Origin of the sequence: Sodalis sp. RH14 (assembly GCF_047324285.1) — a bacterium.
GTDB lineage: Bacteria > Pseudomonadota > Gammaproteobacteria > Enterobacterales > Enterobacteriaceae > Acerihabitans.
This window is the reverse complement of sequence record NZ_CP178739.1, coordinates 1,951,567-1,971,709: the sequence shown is the minus strand read 5'-3', so window position 1 is coordinate 1,971,709 and position 20,143 is coordinate 1,951,567. Positions and strand designations below refer to the sequence as shown.

17 protein-coding genes and 3 pseudogenes are annotated in these 20,143 nt (G+C 60.8%); 8 read left to right on the top strand and 12 right to left on the bottom strand.

Features of this window, described 5'->3' with window-relative positions:
• Positions 1–32 precede the first annotated feature (32 nt).
• A complete protein-coding gene (locus ACL2XQ_RS08785) occupies positions 33–1,460 on the bottom strand; it encodes a non-oxidative hydroxyarylic acid decarboxylases subunit C (protein WP_413740284.1) in 1,428 nt (475 codons plus the stop codon).
• 344 nt (positions 1,461–1,804) lie between these two features.
• Here ACL2XQ_RS08785 and ACL2XQ_RS08780 point away from each other — a divergent pair, with 344 nt between their 5' ends.
• Positions 1,805–2,230, top strand: a complete 426-nt coding sequence (locus ACL2XQ_RS08780) for a MarR family winged helix-turn-helix transcriptional regulator (protein WP_413730574.1) — start codon at positions 1,805–1,807, stop codon at positions 2,228–2,230.
• Positions 2,231–2,267: 37 nt separating this feature from the next.
• On the opposite strand, the pseudogene ACL2XQ_RS08775 reads toward ACL2XQ_RS08780, so the two are convergent.
• The 3 pseudogenes from ACL2XQ_RS08775 to ACL2XQ_RS08765 form a co-directional block, all read right to left on the bottom strand.
• Positions 2,268–2,627, bottom strand: a pseudogene (locus tag ACL2XQ_RS08775) (proton-translocating transhydrogenase family protein); the annotation flags it as partial.
• A pseudogene (locus ACL2XQ_RS08770) lies at positions 2,621–2,815 on the bottom strand (dihydrodipicolinate synthase family protein); the annotation flags it as partial. The pseudogenes ACL2XQ_RS08770 and ACL2XQ_RS08775, both read right to left, overlap by 7 nt.
• A gap of 10 nt (positions 2,816–2,825) precedes the next feature.
• Positions 2,826–2,991 (bottom strand): annotated as a pseudogene (locus ACL2XQ_RS08765) (PfkB family carbohydrate kinase); the annotation flags it as partial.
• A gap of 318 nt (positions 2,992–3,309) precedes the next feature.
• On the opposite strand from ACL2XQ_RS08765, the gene ACL2XQ_RS08760 reads away from it, so the two are divergent.
• Genes ACL2XQ_RS08760 through ACL2XQ_RS08745 form a run of 4 tightly spaced genes read left to right on the top strand, consistent with a single transcriptional unit; the run spans position 3,310 to position 8,239 of the window.
• Positions 3,310–4,206 (top strand): ABC transporter substrate-binding protein, encoded by an 897-nt coding sequence (locus ACL2XQ_RS08760; protein ID WP_413728558.1) that lies wholly within the window; start codon positions 3,310–3,312, stop codon positions 4,204–4,206.
• The gene (locus ACL2XQ_RS08755; protein ID WP_410015487.1) at positions 4,203–5,129 is read left to right on the top strand and encodes an amino acid ABC transporter permease; all 927 of its coding nucleotides are present in this window, start codon (positions 4,203–4,205) and stop codon (positions 5,127–5,129) included. The genes ACL2XQ_RS08760 and ACL2XQ_RS08755 overlap by 4 nt, the downstream gene beginning before the upstream one ends.
• A complete protein-coding gene (locus tag ACL2XQ_RS08750; RefSeq protein ID WP_413722578.1) occupies positions 5,122–5,883 on the top strand; it encodes an amino acid ABC transporter ATP-binding protein in 762 nt (253 codons plus the stop codon). Before ACL2XQ_RS08755 ends, ACL2XQ_RS08750 begins: the two co-directional genes overlap by 8 nt.
• Before the next feature lie 31 nt (positions 5,884–5,914).
• On the top strand, positions 5,915–8,239 hold the full coding sequence (locus tag ACL2XQ_RS08745; RefSeq protein ID WP_413730575.1) for a molybdopterin-dependent oxidoreductase: 2,325 nt from the start codon (positions 5,915–5,917) through the stop codon (positions 8,237–8,239).
• Positions 8,240–8,354: 115 nt separating this feature from the next.
• On the opposite strand, the gene ACL2XQ_RS08740 is transcribed toward ACL2XQ_RS08745, so the two are convergent.
• The 8 genes from ACL2XQ_RS08740 to ACL2XQ_RS08705 form a co-directional block, all read right to left on the bottom strand.
• The gene (locus tag ACL2XQ_RS08740) at positions 8,355–9,701 is read right to left on the bottom strand and encodes an MmgE/PrpD family protein (RefSeq protein ID WP_413740283.1); all 1,347 of its coding nucleotides are present in this window, start codon (positions 9,699–9,701) and stop codon (positions 8,355–8,357) included.
• A gap of 1 nt (position 9,702) precedes the next feature.
• Positions 9,703–10,854 carry an amidohydrolase gene (locus tag ACL2XQ_RS08735; protein ID WP_410015491.1) on the bottom strand — a complete coding sequence of 384 codons (1,152 nt, stop codon included), beginning with the start codon at positions 10,852–10,854 and terminating at the stop codon, positions 9,703–9,705.
• Positions 10,855–10,967: 113 nt separating this feature from the next.
• Positions 10,968–11,729 carry an amino acid ABC transporter ATP-binding protein gene (locus ACL2XQ_RS08730; RefSeq protein ID WP_410015492.1) on the bottom strand — a complete coding sequence of 254 codons (762 nt, stop codon included), beginning with the start codon at positions 11,727–11,729 and terminating at the stop codon, positions 10,968–10,970.
• 9 nt (positions 11,730–11,738) lie between these two features.
• Complete coding sequence (locus ACL2XQ_RS08725; RefSeq protein WP_162364154.1) at positions 11,739–12,410, bottom strand: amino acid ABC transporter permease; 672 nt, start codon at positions 12,408–12,410, stop codon at positions 11,739–11,741.
• 63 nt (positions 12,411–12,473) lie between these two features.
• The gene (locus ACL2XQ_RS08720; protein WP_413722576.1) at positions 12,474–13,274 is read right to left on the bottom strand and encodes an amino acid ABC transporter substrate-binding protein; all 801 of its coding nucleotides are present in this window, start codon (positions 13,272–13,274) and stop codon (positions 12,474–12,476) included.
• Positions 13,271–13,813, bottom strand: coding sequence for a GNAT family N-acetyltransferase (locus ACL2XQ_RS08715; RefSeq protein ID WP_410015494.1), 543 nt, complete (start codon positions 13,811–13,813; stop codon positions 13,271–13,273). The genes ACL2XQ_RS08720 and ACL2XQ_RS08715 overlap by 4 nt, the downstream gene beginning before the upstream one ends.
• The gene (purB, locus tag ACL2XQ_RS08710) at positions 13,810–15,192 is read right to left on the bottom strand and encodes an adenylosuccinate lyase (RefSeq protein WP_410015495.1); all 1,383 of its coding nucleotides are present in this window, start codon (positions 15,190–15,192) and stop codon (positions 13,810–13,812) included. The genes ACL2XQ_RS08715 and purB overlap by 4 nt, the downstream gene beginning before the upstream one ends.
• Before the next feature lie 162 nt (positions 15,193–15,354).
• Positions 15,355–16,149, bottom strand: coding sequence for an amino acid ABC transporter substrate-binding protein (locus tag ACL2XQ_RS08705; RefSeq protein ID WP_410015496.1), 795 nt, complete (start codon positions 16,147–16,149; stop codon positions 15,355–15,357).
• 167 nt (positions 16,150–16,316) lie between these two features.
• On the opposite strand from ACL2XQ_RS08705, the gene ACL2XQ_RS08700 reads away from it, so the two are divergent.
• The 3 genes from ACL2XQ_RS08700 to ACL2XQ_RS08690 are packed head-to-tail and all read left to right on the top strand — an operon-like array spanning position 16,317 to position 20,008.
• Positions 16,317–17,393 carry an iron-containing alcohol dehydrogenase family protein gene (locus ACL2XQ_RS08700; RefSeq protein ID WP_413730578.1) on the top strand — a complete coding sequence of 359 codons (1,077 nt, stop codon included), beginning with the start codon at positions 16,317–16,319 and terminating at the stop codon, positions 17,391–17,393.
• 51 nt (positions 17,394–17,444) lie between these two features.
• A complete protein-coding gene (locus tag ACL2XQ_RS08695) occupies positions 17,445–18,752 on the top strand; it encodes an LLM class flavin-dependent oxidoreductase (protein ID WP_410015498.1) in 1,308 nt (435 codons plus the stop codon).
• Positions 18,753–18,802: 50 nt separating this feature from the next.
• Positions 18,803–20,008, top strand: a complete 1,206-nt coding sequence (locus ACL2XQ_RS08690; RefSeq protein ID WP_413740282.1) for an aminotransferase class I/II-fold pyridoxal phosphate-dependent enzyme — start codon at positions 18,803–18,805, stop codon at positions 20,006–20,008.
• Positions 20,009–20,143: the final 135 nt, after the last annotated feature.

Here is a 20,143-nt window from a genome sequence, read left to right as displayed (position 1 = left end):
ATGTTCCTTTTCATTTATTATCTATTATCGGATCAACGGTTGTTGGCGATCAGCGTGTTCAGCCGCTCGATCCAGCGGCCCGTTTCGGGAAGATCGCGCACCGGTAGACCGTAATTGCCGCGCGTGTCCGGAACGACGGGGGTCGTCGCATCAATGACCAGCTTGTCGGTCACGCCTGCGGGCGTCGAGCCGGGGTCAAGCGCGACCACCGACATATTGGGCAGTTGTACCAGATCGCCCGCGGGATTCACCTTGGTGGACAAAGCCCACATAACCTGGGGTAAATTGAAGGGATCGACGTCCTCATCCACGACAATCGCCATTTTTACGTAACCCAATCCATGGGGCGTCGTCATGGCGCGCAGTCCTACCGCTTTCGCGAATCCGCCATAACGTTTCTTGGTGGAAATAATCGCCAGCAGGCCATGGGTATACATGGCATTAACGGCCTGCACCTCGGGAAAATCGGCCTTGAGCTGCTTGTAAAGCGGGACACAGGTTGCCGGACCGATGAGATAGTCCACCTCCGTCCAGGGCATGCCAAGATAAAGGGACTCGAAGATCGGCTGCGTTCTATAAGAAACCCGGTCGATCCTTATCACCGGCATCCGGTGCCCGCCGGAATAATTGCCTGTGAACTCGCCGAACGGGCCTTCCAGTTCGCGCTTGCGGCTTTCGATCACGCCTTCGATAACCACCTCCGACCCCCATGGGACGTCAAATCCGGTCAGCGGGGCCGTGGCGATCGGATAAGGCGCCTGCCGCAGCGCGCCCGCCATTTCGTATTCCGACTGGTCATAGCCCAGGGGCGTCGAGGCCATAAGCGTGATGATCGGATCGTTGCCAAGGGTGATAGCGATAGGCAGGTCCTCGCCCCGCTCCTCCGCCGCCTTGAGGTGGATGGCGATATCGTGCACCGGCACGGGCTGGATGGCGAGACGGCGTTTGCCCTTGACCTGCATACGGTAAATGCCGACATTCTGCTTGCCGAAATTATCGGGGTCCTGCGGGTCGCGCGAGACCACCGCGGCTTTGTCCAGATAAAAACCCCCGTCGCCATCGTTGAGGCGAAACAGTGGCAGTATTTCAAAAAGATTGATATCGTCGCCTTCGACGCTGTTTTCCCGCCAGGGCGGATTTGCGCGGCGCTCCACCGATACGGGGAACTCGTCCCAGCGCCGGATGAATTCCGCAACCTGATCCTTGGTGGAGGTACCGGGAGCCATGCCCAAGGCGATAGCGTGGTTAGGCCACGAACCCAGGGTATTAAGCGCAACCTTGGCGTCGGTGAAACCCGCGATATTATCGAAATAAAGCGCCGGCGCTTTATCCCCGATCCGGCCGGCCGCATTGGCCGCCGCCGCCAGGTCCGGCTCGGCCTGGACGGAGTCTTTCACATGCAGCAGTTGGCCATTTTCATCCAGCGCCTGCAGAAACTGGCGCAAATCGTCGAATATCATGTTAAATCCCGTATCCAATGTGAAAAGGCGGGTCGACTCATCTACCCTGCCGTTTTACCCGGCGCCGGTCAGCCCTTCCCCAACGTCAGCGGCCCGCGATATAACGAGGATAAGTCGCATAAACGAAGCAAGGCAACAACATATAGTTCGTATACGAACTATATGTTCGGACGAACAGACTCCGCCCCAGGCTTCACGGAAAATTCTATTTAGTTCGTATACGAACGTCAAGCCCGGCATGCATCAATGGCGGGATTTGCTTGTGCACGCCAAACGTAGCGGAGATAATACCCGCCCCGCCAAACGGGCGTGAACGGGGAACTACCGGACAGGATATAGAGCGGATGTTTGACAAGACCTTATTCCACCTCATGCGCGTTGTCCTGCAGGAGCATACCGCCCGCTGGACCTTGCTGATGCCCGAACTAACCAAACCGCAATATGCGGTTTTGGAAGCGCTCGCCACCTCGCCCGAAGGACTCGATCAGGCCGCGCTCGGGCAGGCTAGCGCCACCACCAAGGCAACCCTGGCGGAAATGCTTGGACGCATGGAAACCAGGCAGCTGATTGTCCGGCACCCGGATGCCGCCGATAGCCGCCGGCGTCTTATCCGGCTCACCAAGCAGGGCCGCACTATGCTGAATCTTGCCCGGCCCGTGGCTGAACAGGTCTCGGACAGCTTATTGCAGACGTTGTCCCCCGAAGAACGCGAGGCCCTGGTGCAAATTCTGGCCAAGATGAGACGCAGCATCCACGCCAAGGACACCTAGGGCGGACCGGCGCTGCGGGAACGGCGCGCCAACCGCGGCCGCGGTGACCCATCTGCAGCAACGCCCCCACCACGATGATCCCGGAAATAGCGTTGGTTACCGACATCAAGGGCGTATGCAGCGCATGGCTGACGTTCCAAACCACATAATCGCCCACCACGCACGCCAGCGCGAATACGGTAAAATGCGACAAGAACGCCTGCGGCGCCACGTTGGCCAGCCGACCAAACAGCACTATTCCTACCACCAGCAGAACGTATTTTTCCCAGGGCGCAATCGGCTTAGCCAAGGGTTTAACGATGGCTGCCGGCAGGGGCTTCGCCGGCTGCGCAGAGACCTCGATGGGCGGCGCCGGCCATGTAATCTCGCCGAGTTTAACCACCGTCACCCCACGGATCGTGCCAGTTCCGCCCGCTCATCCAGACTGAGGAAGTGCATTTCGCTCGACTGACACACCGCGAATAATGCATCGACGCCTTTCTCCAGATACCAGTCAAACAGGCGCGCCAGGCCGTCATAGTCAATGTGGTTATCGGGGGTAAAGGGAGTCAACATAACCGGCACAATACCTCCAATTTTAGTCATCTCATTCTCCTTGCACCACCGACTCGCCGCGGGCCAGTGCTGCCGCAAACGCGCCGTTAAAAGCGTCACCGGCGCCGGTGGTGTCAGCACTCAGCGCCGGAAAGCGGTGAGGCCTCGGTTTTATTCGGAGTGATCACATCGACATATTCCAGGCATTCCAACGCATGTGGCGAGAAAGAATTGACCTGCCCCCCGACTTTGCTCCGCTCATTATTGGGGTAGGGTCACACGGCCCGGCCTCAGGGGCGCAATCACCGTTCCCGGCGCGGGTCATTCCAAAATTTCTTATAAGCTTAGCGAATTTTGTCACTTGTGAAGGTCGTCGGTATTCCATGACAATCTATTAATGAGTGGACAATATGCCGAAACCGTTGCCAGACCGACGTTTGCCTAAGCGCCCTGACCGCTTCCGCCTTTATCTAATTTGAATGTTTATCTATCTAAGGTCTGCACGCAGGCCCCTTTGTCATATTTCATCTGGAGAGAAGCCTTTAATGAAGTTATCCCATGGTTTTATATCGCTTTTCATGATGGCGGGCGCGCATAACGCCTGGGCGGCCGAGCAGAATGTTCCCACGGCCAGTTCGTTTCACGTCAAGAGCGATGAAAGGCTGAAAAATAAACTGCCCGCCGATATTGTGACCCGGGGCTATATTATTGCCGGCACCAACCCCAATACGCCGCCCACTACTTTTTTCCAGGAAGACAACCGCACGCTGGCGGGACGTGAAATCGATATCATGAACGCCGTTGCCGAACGGCTGGGCGTGACGGTGCACTGGCAGGATACCGGCGGGTTCGACAACATTATTCCCGGGCTGAAGTCGGGCCGGTATGACGTGGCGCTGTCCAATATCAACGCCACCAAGACGCGCTTGCAGCAAATTGATTTTATCGGCTATTACAACGCTTCCCGGCTCGGGGTTATTTCCCGTAAAGACGCCAATGTCGCCCCTTTTACCTCGTTATTGGCGGTGTGCGGCAAACAGGTCGGCGGCGGGGCCGGCACTACCCAGCTGACCCGTCTCGACGCCGCCAGCAAACAGTGCGTGGAGCAGGGCAAACCGCCGATTAACATCGCGGTGTTCCCAGACCGCCCCGCCGGGGTGCAGGCCGTGGTCAGCGGGCGCGTGCCGCTGTTTTTCGGCCCTTACGAAGGACTCACCTGGCAGGTCAACTTGGTGAAAGCGCTGGCCATGAGCGGCGAGATCAGCGTGGATGACGCGCCGGTTTCCATCGCTTTCCCCAAACAGTCGCCGTTGGAAGAACCGGTGCAGGCCGCGCTCAATTCCCTTATCCAGGACGGCAGCTATCAAAAAATCCTCGATCGTTGGGGGATCGGCTATGGCGCCGTGAAAGAAGCAAAACGAAACGAAGAGATATTCCAATGAACAGTACACCGCAGGAAACCGAAGCCGATGAGCTGAGGATCGTCGGCAAACGCTATTACGGCCGCTGGGTCAGCGCGTTTTTCGTGCTGCTCCTGCTGTGCGCCGCCATCCATTCTATGATGTCCAATCCCCGCTTCGAGTGGCAGACTATTATCGGGAGCTTTACCGAGGAATCCATCCTGCGCGGCGTGCTGATGACGCTGCAACTGACCGTCATTTCAGTCTTGTTCGGTTTTGCCTTCGGCACCGTGCTGGCGCTGATGCGCCTTTCGTCCAATCCGCTGCTGGTGGCGGTAAGCTGGGCTTATACCTGGTTCTTTCGCGGCGTGCCGATGCTGGTACAGCTGTTCCTCTGGTACAATATCGCCGCGCTCTATCCCAAGATTTCCCTGGCCCTGCCCGGCGTCGGCGCGCTGTGGAGCGCCGACGCCAACACCCTGATAAGCCCGTTCAGCGCGGCGGTGATCGCGCTGGTGATGCACCAGTCCGCCTATGCCGCGGAAATCGTGCGCGCAGGGATCCAAAGCGTCGGGCATGGCCAACTGGAAGCGGCGCGGGCGCTGGGCTATCGCCCGGCGCAGATCTTTCGCCACACCATCTTGCCGCAGGCGATGCGGGCCATTTTGCCGCCGGCCGGCAACGAAATTATCGGCCAGTTGAAGACCACCGCGGTGGTCTCGGTGATCGCGCTGCAGGATGTGCTGTTCTCGGCGCAAATTATCTACCAGCGCACCTACCAGGTAATCCCGCTGTTGCTGGTGGCGACGCTGTGGTATCTGCTGATGACCTCGGTCCTGTCGGTGGGCCAGTATTACGTTGAGCGTTATTTTAGCCGCAGCGTTATCCGCCAGCCAAGCCAGGATCGGGCGAAACGCAATCTGTTGTTTTATAGCCTGAAGATCGGGAGGCTAAACAATGGCTGAGACTATCACCCTGCGCAAAGTCACCAAACGCTTTTCCGGCAACACGATCCTCGATAATGTTACCCTCGAGATTCCCGCCGGCTCGGTGACGGTGATCCTCGGGCCGTCCGGATCCGGCAAATCTACCCTGCTGCGGTGCATCAACCATCTGGAAAAGCTTGATGGCGGTACCATTCTTATCGGCGGAGAACTGGTGGGCTACCGGCAGAAAGGACAGGCGCTCCATGAATTAGGCAGCCGCGAGATTGCGCTTCAGCGCAGCCGGATCGGCATGGTGTTCCAGCAATTTAACCTCTTTTCGCACCGCACGGTGCTGCAGAACATCATCGATGCGCCCATGCTGGTGAAAAAACTGAGCCGCCAGCAGGCTACCAGCAAGGCGCGGCTGCTATTGCGGCAGGTCGGGCTGGCCGAACGGGAAAACGACTGGCCGCAGCAGCTTTCCGGTGGGCAGCAGCAACGCGTCGCCATTGCCCGTGCGCTGGCAATGGATCCGGCGGTTCTGCTGTTTGATGAGCCGACATCGGCGCTGGATCCGGAGCTGGTGGGAGAAGTGCTGCAGGTGATTAAAGCGCTGGCGCACTCAGGCATCACCATGGTAATTGTTACCCACGAAATTGGTTTCGCGCGTGAAGTGGCGGATAACGTCGTTTTTATGGAAGAAGGTAAAATTATCGCCGCCGGTCCGGCGAACCGTGTGCTGGACGATCCGCAAAATCATCGCGTGCGGCACTTTCTGGCAACCGTGCTGTAAATCACGGGCTTGCTATTTCACCTGGATACCCATGATGACCTCGACCCATCACAAAACCCACAGCTCCCATTGGGGGGCTTTCACCGCCCGCTGGCAGGATGACCGGCTGGTCATTACCCCGTTCAGCGGCGATCCCGATCCCAGCCCGCTGCTGCAGAACATGGCCAACGCCCTCAGCCATCAGGCGCGTATCGCTGGTCCGATGGTGCGGCGCGGTTGGCTGGAACAGGGCCCGGGCCCCGATAACCGCCGGGGCGCGGACGAGTATGTCGCCCTGAGCTGGCCGGAGGCCTATGAGCGGGTGGCCGCCGAGTTGCAACGGGTAGCGGGTGTATCCGGACCGGAGGCGATATTTGGCGGTTCCTACGGCTGGTCCAGCGCCGGACGCTTTCATCACGCCCAAAGCCAAGTGCATCGTTTCCTTAATACCACGCTCGGCGGTTACGTCCGCTCGGTCAACAGCTATAGCTCCGGCGCGTCGTCTGTCCTGCTGCCGCATATCATCGGCGATATCAACGAAATCGCCCGCCGCGGCGTCAGTTGGCAGGAAATCGCGCAGCACACCGAGGTCATGATCTCCTTCGGCGGCCTGGCGTTAAAAAACTCCCAGGTGGCCAGCGGCGGGATGAGCGAACACACTGAGCGCGGTTTTATAGACCAGGCGGCGCGGCGCGGCGCAACTTTTATCTCGGTCAGCCCGCTGGAAAGCGATCTGCCCGCCGAGGCCCGGGGTGAGTGGCTGCCGATACGTCCCGGCACCGACGCGGCGCTGATCCTCGCGCTGCTGCACATATTGGCAAACCGCCAGTGGATTGATGCGGCGTTCCTGGCACGTTACTGCGTCGGTTGGGAAAAGCTGGTGGCCTATATCCGCGGCGACGTGGACGGACAGGTCCGCGATGCCGCCTGGGCGGCGCCCATCTGCGGCATCCCCGCAGCGCGTATCGACGCGCTGGCGGCCCAGTTACATGGACGCAGGGTGATGGTGACCGTGGCGCACTCGCTGCAGCGGGCGGAGCACGGCGAGCAGCCGGTATGGCTCGGGCTCGTGCTGGCGGCGTCGTTGGGGCAGCCGGGACTGCCGGGCGGGGGCTACGCTTATGCGCTGGGCGCGCTGGGCCATTACGGCAAGCACCACAACCAGGTGGCATTCCCGGCGCTGCCGCAGGGTAAAAACGGTATCGACCGGTTTATCCCGGTGGCGCGCGTGGCCGATATGCTGCTGCATCCCGGTGAAAAATTCGTTTACAACGGGCGTCATCTTACCTATCCGACCATCCGGCTAGCCTATTGGGCGGGCGGCAATCCGTTCCATCACCATCAGGACTTGGCGCGCCTGCGCCGGGCGTTTTGCCGGCTTGATACACTGATCGTGCATGAGACCGCCTGGACGGCAACGGCGCGTCATGCCGATATCGTGCTGCCCGCCACCATGACGCTGGAGCGGGAAGACATCGGCGGCGCACCGACGGACCGGTATCTGGTTGCCATGCAGCAGGCGGCCACGCCTTACGGCGAAGCGAAGGATGATTACGCCATTTTTACCGAACTGGCTCGGCGGCTCGGCGGGGAAGCGGCGTTTACCGAGGGACGCAGCGCCCGAGAATGGCTGGCGCATCTCTATCAGCAGATGCGTGAACGTCTGCGTGAACGTGACGTCAGCGTGCCTGATTTTGCCACCTTCTGGCAGCAGGGCATCCTGGAACTGCCGCAGGATCGGGATGGAGGCCGGCTGCTGCGGGCATTTCGCCAGGATCCGGAGCGCAATCCGCTGCCGACCCCGAGCGGCAAAATCGAGATTTTCTCCCAGACCATCGCCGGCTTTGGTTATGCGGACTGTCCGGGACATCCGGTGTGGCTTGAGCCGCAACAACGGCCCGACGAACAGCATCCTTTTTATCTGATTGCCAACCAGCCCGAATCGCGTCTGCACAGCCAGCTTGATTTCGGACAGTACAGCGTCAGCCGCAAACGCGGCGGGCGCGAGATATGTTGCCTGAATCCTGACGACGCGCGGCGCCTCGGCATAACCACCGGCGACGTGGTTGAGCTGGTCAACGGCCGCGGCACGGTGCTGGCTAGCGCTGAGGTGAGCGCGCGTATTATGCCGGGGGTGGTACAGTTGCCGACCGGCGCCTGGTACGATCCGGTGGATCCGTTGGCGGAGAGACCCGTCTGCCGCCATGGCAATCCCAATGTGCTGACGCTGGACATCGGCACCTCTTCGCTCAGCCAGGGCTGCGCCGGTCAGATTACCGTGGTGCGCGTCGGCCGTTTTGCGGGCGAGGCGCCGGAAGTCAGGGTCTTTGAGCCGCCGGTCGCGGTGTCACGTCGGCCGGAAAGCAGCGGTGGGTAAGCATCGATTGCGGCACGGACATCATTAAGCGTGCCGGGGCGCGGCGGGCAGGGAGCGGCCGTGGCGCGCAAGTGAAACGCGGAGGTCGGCGGGATGAGTCAAGCGTAAAGCGCGTCTATCGGCGGGGCTGATGAAGCGCCGACAGGAGTAACGTTCCCAGTCGGGACAGCGCCGAGGGTGAATCCAGGCGGCTCAGGCTTTCGATGGCGTCGATCGTCGCGTCCGTTTCACCCGCCAGGCAGCGCCGCAGCTTATGCGACAGGTCCACCGGATGGGACAGGCTCTCCCGGCGCGTCACCTTACAACGCAGCGGCGCATCGTGATGGAAAAATAGCGTCACCTGATGGAAACGGGCGGAGGGGTCCAGCTCATCGGGAGGCGCCAGTGGGTCGGGACAGCGGCTGACCCGCTGCGCCAGCGCCGAAATCGCCGGATTCACCGGCCCTTCGGCAAATTCCGCAAGGGTAAGATCATCAAGCAACAGGCCGGCGGCAATAACGTATTCCAGGCTGAAGCGCGCTTCCATACCGTTACGGGGCCGGCGCACCGAGGGCGCGAGATCGCCGCCCGGCGGAAACGCCACCTCGATATGATCAAGCCTATCCAGCAGCGCGTCGAGGGTATGGCCGCTGTCCAGCCACTGCCGGCGTAACCGGCGCGCCGCATCGGCGGCGCTGTGGGTACCGCTGCAGGCGGCATACGGCTTGAACTCCAGCCCGGGAGTGACAATGCGCCAAGGTTCGCCCCAACGGTCGGTCAACAGGTCCGGATCCTGCTGGCCGCCACAGCTGGCCGCCAGAAAATCCTCGATAATCCCGTCAGGCTGTCCGGAAAACCCCGCCAACGCGAGCTGGCAAGCGGCCACCGCGGCCTGCGCCGCCAGTCCGGCATGCAAGGGTTTCGCTGCGGAGCCGGTCTGCGCGCGCAGCCCGCTGGCTTGAGTGGCGGCAATGCCCAGCATCACCGCCGTCGCACCGGCGTCGGCCTTCACCAGCCGCGCCGCCGCCGCCGTTGCCGCCAGCGTGCCCAGGGTGCCGGTGCTGTGAAAACCCATGGCGTAATGCCGGCGGCCGGCGGCCAATCCCAGCCGCCCCGCCGCTTCCACCCCGACGGTATAGGCGTCGAGAAACCTCGCGGCGCCGACCGTCGGATGCTCTGCGGCCAGGGCGAACAGCGCCGGCAGGATCACGGTGCTGGGATGGCCACGAAAATCGGGGTGAAAATCATCATAGTCCAGCGCATGGCCGGCATAACCCAGCAGCAGCGCCCGCGTGCGCGCATCCCGGCCGTCATAGACCCGGCGCAGGCAAACCATGCCGCTGTCAGCCACGCGGCCAAGCAGCACCGGGAGGGTCACCGCCAGATAGTCGAGCACTCCGGCCCGGGATTTTCCCCGCGCCGTTTCGTCTGGCCGGGTGTCGGCGATAAGCGTCGCCAGCCGCCGGGTGAGCGTTTCGCTCATGCTACGCCAGCGACTTCAGCGCTTCGCCGGCCAGGCGCGCAAGATAACGGGCGGTGGGGAATAAAGCGCGATCGTCCACGCGAAATTTCGGGTGGTGCAGCGCATGGGGGCCGCCGGATCCGACCATCATGAAGGTGCCGGGCAGTTTCTGCTGGTAAAAGGCGAAATCCTCGCCGATGGGGCTGGCGTCGACGCGCCTTGCCTCAAAGCCGGTCTCGGTGGCCTGTTCCAGGGCAAAGGCCACCCATTCCGGCGTATTCACTACCGACGGCGGCCCGGCGTGCCATAAAAATTCCAGCTGCGCCCCATAGGCCTCGGCGATGCCTTGCACCAGCTGGCGGAAGCGCTGCTCGATAAGATCGCGCACGTCCTGGCTGAAAGTCCGCACCGTGCCCTCGATATAGGCGGTATCCGGGATCACATTCCATGTGCTGCCGCTGTGGACCTGGGTGATGGATACCACGGCATTGTTGTTGGACGGCACGTTGCGGCTGATCAGGGTTTGCACCGCGCCAATCAGCTGGCCGAGGATAATAATGGGATCGTTGCCCTCGTGCGGCTTGGCGGCATGGGAGCCTTTGGCGGCGATCTTGATCTCGAACCTGTCCACGCCCGCCGTCAGCGCGCCGTCCTTGCCGCCCACCACGCCCACCGGCAGGGTGGGATCGTTATGGATGCCGAAAATGACCGCGGCGTCGTCCAGCGCGCCGGTGGCAATCAGATCCGGCGCACCCAGGCCGGTTTCTTCCGCCGCCTGGAACAGCACGCGCACCCTGCCCTGTAATCCCTCCTCCCGGCGCTTGAGCAGGATGGCGGCGCCGAGTGCGGCCGAACTATGAAAATCATGGCCGCAGGCATGCATCACGCCGGGGTTTTCGGAGGTGTACTCGACGCCGGATTCCTCGTTGATTGGCAACGCGTCGATATCGGCGCGCAGTACTACCAGCGGGCCGGGCTGCAGGCCGCCGATTTCCGCCACCAGGCCGGTTTTTAACGGCAAGTCGAGAATGCGGATGCCCTCACGCTCGAGCGCGGCGCGGATTTTCGCGGTGGTTTCAAATTCCTGGTTGGACAGTTCGGGATGCCGGTGCAGGTGGTGGCGAAAGTCCTGGATCTGTTGCGCCAGGTCCTGATACTCGGGAGGGATGGTCATTGGGTTACTCCATCAGTCAAAAAGCGTATTGGCCCACAGCCTGGCGGGCGCTGGCCGGACACGGCCTGCCAGCATACCGCCGGGGGGATGCGGGCGCTGCGCCGGTAAATCACCTAAATAGAAAACTCGCTGGGGGTTTCGATATTGATCAACTGCCTCAGGAAGCGCCGGGTCTGCGGATTGTCGGAAAAATTGATGATCTGTTCCGCCGGCCCCTGTTCAATAATGTGTCCGTCCGCCATAAAGATCACCCGGTCGGCCACCTCTTTGGCAAACTGCATTTCATGGGTGACAATCACCATGGTGGTCTTGCGCTTGGCGAGCGTCTGAATCACCTGCAAGACCTCATGCACCCGTTCAGGATCCAGCGCCGAGGTGGGTTCGTCAAACAAAATCGCTTTCGGGTTGACCGCCAGCGCCCGCGCGATGCTGACCCGCTGTTGCTGGCCGCCGGACAGGGTCACCGGATACTGATGCGCCTGATCCGCCAGGCCGACCTGCTCCAGCAGCGACATGCCCATTTCCACCGCCTGCCTGCGGGGCAGCTTTTTCACCACCAACAGGCCTTCGGTGATATTTTCCAGCGCGGTTTTGTTTTTAAACAGGCTGTAGTTCTGGAACACCATCGCCGTCTGGCTGCGCAGGGCGTACTCTTCCCGGGTGGTATAATGCTCGGTATCAAGAGTGACGTCGTCAATCTGGATGATGCCGGATTCGGGTTTTTCCAGCAGGTTCAGGCAGCGCAGCAGCGTTGATTTCCCCGAGCCCGAAGGTCCGATAATGGCAACCACTTCGCCGGCGGCGATGTCGATGCTGATATTGTCCAACACTACCTGGTCACCAAAACGTTTATAGAGATTTTTGGCTGTGATCATAATGTCATCCTAGCGTTGCAGCGAGTGGCTAAGTTTTTTCTCAAGCAGGGCCTGCAGACGAGCGTAGCAGATGATTACCAGCCAGTACACCAGACCCACCACCAGGAAGGTTTCAAAATAGCGCAGGGACTCGGCCGCGATCATTTTGCCTTCCGCAAACAGTTCGGACACGCCCAGGGCAAACGCCACCGACGTTTCTTTGATCAGCGAGATAAAAGTGTTGCCGGTGGCCGGCAGCGCATTGAGCATCGCCTGCGGCAGCACGATGCGACGATAAATTTGCCCCTTGCGCATGCCAATCGACAGCCCGGCCTCGGTTTGGGTCGGATCTACAGAGGCCAGCCCCGCGCGATAGATTTCCGCCATATACGCCGACGTCTTGAGGCTAAAGCCGATGATGGCCGCCGCAGTGGCCGTCAGGCCGGTCAGCGAGGGAATAAGCTGCGGTAAGCCAAAGTAGATTATAAACAGCTGCACCAGCGCCGGCATGCCGCGAAACAGGGAAATATACAGCTCGACCGCTTTACTGAGCAGCCAGATTTTACTGGTGCGCAACAGCGACAGCATCAGGCCGACAACCATGGCGATGATCATGGATACCACCGCCAGAAACATCGTCATCGGCAAATAGCTGATGATGAGCGGGAAGACTTTAAGCAAATAGCTGATATCGATATTCATGCAGAAGCACTCAGATAACGCCCGCCGTCTGATACCTTGGCGGGCGTGAAAACGAGAACCGGCCTAGTGAGCCGCGCCGGCTGGAGGAGTGGTGATATCCTCGCCAAAATACTTAATTGACAGCGTCTTGAGACGACCATCCGCGCGCATGGCGTCAATTTGCCGATCAAACGCCGATTTAAGCGCCCGGCCGCTATCATCCTTATGGAACGGATACCCCACCGGCTCGACCACCAGCGGCGCGCCGACCAGTTTCAGCGGCAGGCTCTTTTCCTTGATCTCCGCCAGCAGTATCGGCCGCGCATTGACATAGGCGTCGACGCGCTTATTCATGGTGTCGGTCATGGCCCCGTCGCGATTTTCATACGTGCGGATGGTGATGGTATTGTCCCCGAACGCCTTCTTGAGGTTGGCCACGTGGTTGGAACCCAACACCCCGGCCACGGTTTTGCCTTTCAGATCGTCGAGGGTATTGATATTGGTGTTGGTACTGCTGGTGACCAGTTGGCTGCCGTAATAACTGTACGGACCGGAGAAATCATATTTCTCCCGGCGCGCCGGCGTGATGGCGACGGCGTTAGCCACCGTATCAAGCTTGCCGCCTTCCAGTTGCCCCATCAGACCGCTGAAATCAGCGTTGACCCATTCGACGCGATAATGGAGGTCTTTGGCGATTTGTTCGGTTAACTCCACATCAAAGCCCACCAGCTTACCGTCTTTTTTATAGGCGGTGGGGAAACTCAGCCCGGTGGCGCCTACGCGGATGGTTTTGGCGTCGGAACTCCCGCCGTCGCCCGGCTTGTCACAGCCTGACAGCAGGGTGGCGGCCAGCAGCGCGGTTAATACCATAGAACCTGTTTTCATTTTACCGCCTCTTGTGCCGCTGTGCGTTGCAGCCATATCGCATGGCGTGTTTCATCAAGTATTTTTTTCATATAAAGGGTGATATGACCTTTGCCTAAATCCGTCTTGTGCATCGGTTTGAAACCGCGCGCCTGATACATCTCGGCCAGCCAGGGGTGACTCTCGGCCGTGCCCAGCGAGACCGCCGGCGCCCTGAGCTGGCCCAACAGTATAGCCTGCTCCAGCCATTGCAGCATCTGGCTGCCCAGGCGCTGGCCGCGATAATCCGGATCGGCGCCGAACCAGCCGATATGCGGCAGGCCGAACGGACCGGGCAAAGGTCCCCAGGGATAGCGCAGCGTCGCCGAGGCCACCAGCTTACCGTCGAGAAACATGCCGTAGACGCCATGCTCATCCAGATGACGGCTGACCCGCGCCAGATCCGCCGTGGCGGCGTCGAAGTGGATGCCCAACTCGCGGATAGGCGCATAGGCGGCGTGCATCAGCGCCAGAAATGGCTCCGCGTCCGCCACCGTGAGTTGGCGATACCCCGCGCTCATCTGGCCTCCAGGTCCGCAGCCGGCAGCAGGCCGGACGCGTTGGCGGCCAGGATCACCTCGTCGACCTTCTCCGGCGCGCTGCCGAGATAATTAGTCGGGTCGAGCCAATGGTCCAGTTGGTTTTCCGTCACCGTGGCGCGCAGCGTCGGGTGCGCCAGCAGCACCTCTTTAAACGGGCGTTTTTGTTCATAGGCCTGCATCGAGCATTCATAAACCAGGTGATGGGCGGTTTGTTTGCCGAGCGTCTTGCCGAGTTCAAACATCACCTTTTCCGACAGCAGCAGCCCGCCCTGCAGATGCAGGTTAGCCAGCATTTGCGCTTCATTGACGGTAATGCCGCGTAGGATGCCCAGCGCGTTCTGCAACTGGGCGGACAGGTAAATGCAGATTTCCGGCAGGGCGATCCATTCCGCGCGCCAGCTCATGGCGTCACGCTCATGTTCCACATGCATCGATTCATAGATCAGGGCGGCGCTTTTCAGCACCGGCGCCGTCAGGCTGGCGAGACCTTCCAGCGCCGCCGGGTTGCGTTTATGCGGCATGGTGGTGGAACCGATTTTACCGGCGGAGAACGCCTCTTCGATTTCATTGATTTCGGAACGCATCAGGTTATAGAACTCATTGCCTATCTTACCCAGCGTTCCGCTGATCAGCACCGCCACCGAGGCAAACTCGGAAAAACGGTCGCGCGCCGCCTGCCAGCCGATATTGGGGGTGTTCAGCCCCAGCTTGTCGAGCGTGAGCCGCTCAATCGCCGGACCCTGCGGGCCGAAAGAGGCGTAGGTACAGATCGCGCCGCTGATATTACCGGTCAGCGCGCGCGCTTTGATTTCCTGCAGGCGCGTCAGGTGGCGGACAAACTCATCCAGCCATACCGCGACCTTAAAGCCAAACGTTGTTGGCAACGCCTGCATACCGTGGGTACGGCCGGTCATGGGGGTGTGCTGGTATTTTTTTGCCAGGCGCCTGAGTTCCACCGCCAGCAACGTCGCATCGCGTTCGATGATGCCAAACGCCTGGCGCAGTTGCAGCACGGTGGCGGTATCGACGATATCCTGGGTGGTGGCGCCATAATGAATATATTCACCGGCGTCGCCGCACTGTTTTTGCAGGGCGGCGAGGGTCGGCATCAGGGAATGTTTCATCTCGGCGGCGGATTGGGCAATGTCGTCAAGATTGAGCTGGCTGGCATCGGCGCGCCGGGCGATGGCTTGGGCCGCGGCCTCGGGGATCACACCCAGCTCGCCTTCCGCCAGGGCGAGGGCGACTTCTACCTCGATTTGCCGGGCCAGGCGGCTGTTTTCCGACCACACCTCGCGCATTTCCGGGGTGCCAAAGTTATTACCAATCAGGACAAAGTCAATCAAATGGGACGCCATACACTTCTCGGATTAAATAATTTTTTAAGTGTGGGACTATAGCACGGAAGAATAATGCGCCTTATAACAGAAATATATATCCTAATCCCAACGGGATATAGCAACACCGGCCGGGGAGCCGGTGGCGCATTAGCCTGGGATATAATCCTAAGGAATGTGGCGTTATTTCACCTGGCTCAAATCGTCGCCGAAATACTTTTCCGACAGCGCCTTCAACCGGCCGTCCTGGCGCATTTTATCCAGTTCTTGGTTATACAGGCCCAGCAGCCGATCGCCTTGCGGCGTTTTGGCAAACGGGAAGCTGACGCCTTCGTCCGTCAGCGCCGGGCCCACTAGCTTCAGCGGCAGCTGATGCTTGTTGATTTCTGCCAGCAGCACCGGCTTGGAGTTAACATAGCCCTGCACCCGGTTATTCAGCGTATCGCTCATGGCGCCGTCGCGGGTTTCATAAGTACGTATGACAATGCTATTGTCCGGGAACGCCGCGCGCAGGTTGGTAATATGATTCGACCCCAGCACCCCAGCCACCGTCTTGCCCTTCAGGTCGTCCAGCGAGTTGATATCTTTATTCTGCGTGCTGGTGACGATCTGCGACGAGTAGGTCAGGTAGGAAGTGGAAAAATTATATTTTTCCTGGCGTTTGGCCGTTACCACGAAATTATTGGCGATGCTATCCAGCTTGCCTGCTTCCAATTGTCCCAGCAGGCCGCTGAAATCGGCCGTGGTCCAGACGACTTTATAGCCCAGGTCGTGCGCGATGGTTTCCGCCACTTCCACATCGTAGCCCACCAGTTTATCGTTTTCTTTATAGGAACTGGGGAAACTTTGTCCCGTGGCGCCGATGCGGATCACCTTATCCTGCCCCGCCGAACCCGAATTATCGCAGCCTATCAGCATAGTAACCACGCCCATAACCAGCGCCAGCGCGGCCCATCGCGTATTAAAAGCCATTTTCATTGTCCTGTATGAAGAATGGCCGGGAATATACCATGTCGCGCCGGGCGCTTTTATATTCACCCGCTATAAGTTATATCTTTTAATAAGGTTACAAATGAGTGAGGAGATTTTATTATTTCTTGCTGACTTATGGTAAGCACTCCTAAGAAATCGACTAAGGTAATACCGTGCTCGCAATTAAATCGCCCCAAACCTATTACTCCCGACCGGGACTGTGCGCCGGTGTGGGCGGCCTTATCGCGCCCTATGCCGACCGGGTCGCCATCATTACCAGCCCGCGCGCCTGGCAGGCGGTGGCGTCGCAGGTCGCCGCCAGTCTTGAGGCCAGCGGCATCGGTTATGACGTGAGTTATCTGCAAGGCGAATGTACCCGGGCTGCTGTGGCTGAACATCAGGCGCGGCTGGCCGGGCAGCCGGCGCCGTTTGTGATTGGCATCGGCGGCGGACGCGTGCTGGACTGCGCGAAAGCGGTGGCGGACGGCCTGGAGGGCGGCAATGTCGCCACCATGCCCACCATCGCCGCGACCTGCGCGGCCTGGTCCCCGATCAGTATTATGTATAACGAACGCGGCGGCCATGAAGGAACCCTGGCGCTTAAACGCATGCCGGCGCTGGTGCTGGTGGACAGCGAAATCATCGCGCGCAGCGATGTGCGTTACCTCAAAGCCGGCATTGTCGACGCGTTGGCCAAATGGTATGAATTCCAGCCCTACCGGGCGAAAAACGGTGACAGCCTGGCGCTCAATTTTAAAATCCACGCGGCGGCCTTTGCGCGCGATATCTTTAACACCTGGGGCGAGCAGGCGTTGGCGGCCAACGCCCGCCAACAGGTAACGCCCGCGCTGCAAAAAGTGATCGACGCCAATATCGCCGGGGCAGGCCTGGCCAACAGCATGCGCGACGACAGCCCGTCGCCGGGAGTTGCTCATGCCATTCACAACCGGATGACCCATCTGCCGGAACTGCACGGATGGTTGCACGGCGAAAAAGTCGGGTTCGGCCTGCTGGTGCAATCCTTGCTGGCGCGGGGCAACGACGGGCCGGATGCCGAACTGCTGACACAACTGCGCCGCTATGACGCGCCGCTGCATCTTATCCCCCTGGGCGATCGTCTTACCGAAGCGGCGCGCTATATTGCCGCCAGTTTTAAGTTTCCGTCCGCCAGCGCGGCGTTGTTGCCCTTTTCGCTTGCGCCCGCGGCCATCGAACGGGCTGTTATCACCGCCGCCGACCAGACGTTCTGACGAGGGCGGCCGGCGGATACGCCGGCCGAACCTGACCTTACAGGAGTGTGTATGTCATCTCAACTTTCCCCGCCGCGTCAACTGAGGCTGGGACTGTTTGTCCAGCCGCTTGGCCATCATGTCGGCGGCTGGCGCGCCACCGGCGACCTTGGTTCGCCCACGGATATCGCCTGGTTGACGCGCATCGCGCGTAAGGCCGAAGACGCCAAATTTGACCTGTTTTTTGTCGGTGACGCGCTGGCCACCAGCGTACACCGCCTGCCGTCCACCATGGCGCGGCTGGAGCCGCTGACGCTGCTGGCCGCCCTGGCGGTCTCCACCCGTCATATCGGTCTGGCGGCTACCGCCTCCACCACTTTCAGCGATCCCTTTACGCTGGCCCGCGCATTTTCATCACTGGATCATATCAGCCGGGGCCGGATCGCCTGGAACGTGGTGACCTCGTATTCCACTGATGTGGCGCGCAACTTCAGCCGGGAAGATATGCCCGACCACGCGACGCGCTACGCCCGTGCGCGTGAATTCCTCGAGGTAGCATTTAAGCTGTGGAACGGCTGGCGGGATGGGGCGGTAGTGGCCGATCGGGCCAGCGGCCGCTATTTCGACGACGACAAGATCCAGCCGATCAACCATCACGGCGAACATTTTTCGGTGCAGGGACCGCTGAACATTTCCCGCTCCCCCCAGGGGCGGCCGGTGATTATTGAAGCCGGGTCCTCGGCCGATGGCCAGACGCTGGCGGCGCAGACCGCCGAGGTGGTGTTCACCGCCAGCGCCTCCCTGGAGGAAGGACGGGCGTTTTATCGCAGCCAGAAACAGGCGGTGGCGGCCGCCGGACGCGATCCCAAAGCAGTGCTGATCTTGCCGGGGGTGATGCCGATCGTCGGCCGCAGCCGTGAGGAGGCCCGGGAAACCTGGCGTCAGCTTAACGCGCTGGTGGATATCGACAACGGGCTTGACCAGCTCTCCGCCCGCTTTGGTCTGGATCTGCGCGCCTACCCGCTGGACGGGCCGGTACCGCCGGTGCCGGACGGCGAGGGAAATCAAAGTCGCATCAAGCTGTTGACCGATTTGGCGGCGCGCGATGGCTTGACCCTGCGCGAGCTGGCGGCGGTGGCCGCCGGTTCCCGTGGACACCGGGTGGTGGTGGGCTGCGCCGGGGATATCGCCGACGACTTCCAGCAGTGGCTGGAGGCGGACGCGGCGGACGGCTTTAACGTGATGCCCGCGATCATGCCGGAACAGCTGGATCTGTTTATTGAACTGGTGATCCCGGAACTTCAGCGCCGCGGATTGTTCCGTACCGCCTACCCTTTCGCCACTCTGCGCGAGAACCTGGGGCTACCGGCGGCGACCTGAGCGCGGCCCAAGAGCCCCGCCCGTAAAGAACGTTTTTCAGAGGAACCACAATGAGTATCCAACTTTCGCGCCGTGTCCAGCGGGTGACCCTCTCCGCCAACGCCGCCGCCAAGCAACGTACCAATGAATTAAAAAGCGCCGGGGTGGATATCCTTGACCTGACAACCGGCGAACCGGATTTCGATACTCCCGACGCCATCAAGCAGGCGGCTTACCGGGCCATCGCCAAAGGTGAAACCAAATACACCGCCACCCCCGGGGTGCGCGCACTGCGGGAAGCCGTTGTGCGCAAGCTGGCGCGGGAAAACCGGCTGATCTATCCCCTGGCGGAAGTGGTTATCGCCAACGGCGCCAAGCAAATCATTTTCAACGCATTCGCCGCCACCCTGGATGATGGGGATGACGTGCTGGTACCTACCCCATACTGGCCCACCTTCCCCGACAGCGTGCGTTTTAACGGTGGCGAGCCGCGTTTCCTGCCCTGCCCTTTGGAGCAGGGCTACAAGCTGCTGCCGGCGCAGCTGGAACAGGCCATCGGGCCGCGTACCCGCTGGCTGGTGCTGAATACCCCGGGCAATCCCAGCGGCGCGGTCTATACCCACCAGGAGCTGGAGGCGCTGGCGGCGGTGCTGCGCCGCCATCCCCAGGTACTGGTGATGCTGGATGAACTGTACGAACATATCCTGTTCGACGGCCGCCGGCATATCGGGTTGCTGAACGTCGCGCCGGATTTGCGCGACCGCGCGCTGCTGGTGGGCGGCGTGTCGAAAACCTATGCCATGACCGGCTGGCGCATCGGCTACGGCGCCGGTCCGGCCACGTTGACGCAGGCCATGGTGGTCACCCAGTCGCAGATCTCCTCGGGCGCCAGCTCGGTGAGCCAGGCGGCGGCCCTGGCGGCGTTTGAAGGCGGCCTGGATTTCCTGCCGCCGCAAGTGGCCAGCTATCAGCGGCGCCGGGATACGCTGGTGGAACATCTTAGCGCCGTGGATGGACTGGAACTGCTGCCGCCCCAAGGCAGTTTTTTTGTATTCTGCCGTTGCGCGGGGTTGTTGGGGCAACGGCGACCGGACGGCCGCCGGCTGGAAAACGAGGCGGACGTGCTTGATTACCTGCTGGAGCGCGGCGTATCAGGCATTGGCGGCAGCGCTTATGGCTTGTCACCTTATTTCCGCCTTTCCATCGCCACCGATGATGCCACCGTTGCCGAGGCGGGGCGCCGTATAGCCGCCGCCTGCGTCGCGCTTAAAAGCTAAGCCCTGCCACCCAGGCCTCCATCGCGTCGTTACAGGGCGGCCTTAACGCCACTCTCCGGCCCGTCGCCCCGTCCGGCCCACCTGCCGCGCGAAGAGCGCTGCCTGGGGCCGCACGAGCCGGCCTGTCCGCCTGCG

Coding starts and splice junctions, on each gene's coding strand:
- ACL2XQ_RS08785 (WP_413740284.1), bottom strand. CDS start 1,460: ATGATATTCGACGATTTGCGCCAGTTTCTGCAGGCGCTGGATGAAAAT.
- ACL2XQ_RS08780 (WP_413730574.1), top strand. CDS start 1,805: ATGTTTGACAAGACCTTATTCCACCTCATGCGCGTTGTCCTGCAGGAG.
- ACL2XQ_RS08760 (WP_413728558.1), top strand. CDS start 3,310: ATGAAGTTATCCCATGGTTTTATATCGCTTTTCATGATGGCGGGCGCG.
- ACL2XQ_RS08755 (WP_410015487.1), top strand. CDS start 4,203: ATGAACAGTACACCGCAGGAAACCGAAGCCGATGAGCTGAGGATCGTC.
- ACL2XQ_RS08750 (WP_413722578.1), top strand. CDS start 5,122: ATGGCTGAGACTATCACCCTGCGCAAAGTCACCAAACGCTTTTCCGGC.
- ACL2XQ_RS08745 (WP_413730575.1), top strand. CDS start 5,915: ATGATGACCTCGACCCATCACAAAACCCACAGCTCCCATTGGGGGGCT.
- ACL2XQ_RS08740 (WP_413740283.1), bottom strand. CDS start 9,701: ATGAGCGAAACGCTCACCCGGCGGCTGGCGACGCTTATCGCCGACACC.
- ACL2XQ_RS08735 (WP_410015491.1), bottom strand. CDS start 10,854: ATGACCATCCCTCCCGAGTATCAGGACCTGGCGCAACAGATCCAGGAC.
- ACL2XQ_RS08730 (WP_410015492.1), bottom strand. CDS start 11,729: ATGATCACAGCCAAAAATCTCTATAAACGTTTTGGTGACCAGGTAGTG.
- ACL2XQ_RS08725 (WP_162364154.1), bottom strand. CDS start 12,410: ATGAATATCGATATCAGCTATTTGCTTAAAGTCTTCCCGCTCATCATC.
- ACL2XQ_RS08720 (WP_413722576.1), bottom strand. CDS start 13,274: ATGAAAACAGGTTCTATGGTATTAACCGCGCTGCTGGCCGCCACCCTG.
- ACL2XQ_RS08715 (WP_410015494.1), bottom strand. CDS start 13,813: ATGAGCGCGGGGTATCGCCAACTCACGGTGGCGGACGCGGAGCCATTT.
- purB (WP_410015495.1), bottom strand. CDS start 15,192: ATGGCGTCCCATTTGATTGACTTTGTCCTGATTGGTAATAACTTTGGC.
- ACL2XQ_RS08705 (WP_410015496.1), bottom strand. CDS start 16,149: ATGAAAATGGCTTTTAATACGCGATGGGCCGCGCTGGCGCTGGTTATG.
- ACL2XQ_RS08695 (WP_410015498.1), top strand. CDS start 17,445: ATGTCATCTCAACTTTCCCCGCCGCGTCAACTGAGGCTGGGACTGTTT.
- ACL2XQ_RS08690 (WP_413740282.1), top strand. CDS start 18,803: ATGAGTATCCAACTTTCGCGCCGTGTCCAGCGGGTGACCCTCTCCGCC.